Here is a 773-nt window from a genome sequence, read left to right on the forward strand (position 1 = left end):
TGCGACAAGCCCGGATCACCGAGACGACCTTGAGCTGACCGAGGCTCAGACGACCGGCATGGGTGGAGAGATACGCGTCCCCGTGCCGGCGAAAGATGTCTGCGACCTCGAGATGAGGCCGCGCCATGACGGCGCGGTCGTCAGGCTGGCGGCGGCGCGAGCAGCGTGAGCGGGCTCTCGACGTTGCGGATCGTCTTCAGCGCGACGCGGGTGTAGATCGCGGTCGTGTCGAGCTTCCTGTGGCCAAGCAGCGTCTGGATGACGCGGATGTCGACCTTCTGCTCCAGCAGGTGCGTGGCGAAGCTGTGCCGCAGCGTATGCATGGAGACGCGCTTGCCTATCCTCGCGCTCGTCGCCGCCTTCGCACAGGCGCGGTTCAACTGGCGCGGCGTGATCGGTTGACCCGGCCGTTGTCCCGGGAACAGCCATCCCTTCGGTCGCTTCGCCCGCCACCATTGTCGCAACAGCGCGAGCAGATCGGGTGACAGCATGACGTAGCGATCCTTGCGTCCCTTGCCCTGTTCGATGCGGATCAGCATGCGCGCGCTGTCGATGTCGGAGACCTTGAGATGGGCGATCTCGGAGAACCGAAAGACCGGCCCGTCTTGGCAGCAGTAGATGTCGTTGATCTGGCAGTGCCCGCACTTGCCCACGCCGCAGCGCATGCGCCGTTCCAGGTCCACGAAAACCCGGTCGCCCTCGATGCCCACTCCCGCCAGTTCCAGCAGGACGAATTTGTACATCACCGGCGGCCCGCACATGGCGACGACCGT

1 protein-coding gene is annotated in these 773 nt (G+C 65.5%); it reads right to left on the bottom strand.

The genetic code is table 11. The features are described 5' to 3' along the window. Window positions 1-140: 140 nt before the first annotated feature. Window positions 141-773 (bottom strand): tyrosine-type recombinase/integrase (locus tag KDM41_18280; GenBank protein ID MCB1185372.1); only part of this gene is annotated, 633 nt, incomplete at its 5' end.

The organism is bacterium (genome assembly GCA_020440705.1).
Classification (GTDB): Bacteria; Krumholzibacteriota; Krumholzibacteriia; order LZORAL124-64-63; family LZORAL124-64-63; genus JAGRNP01.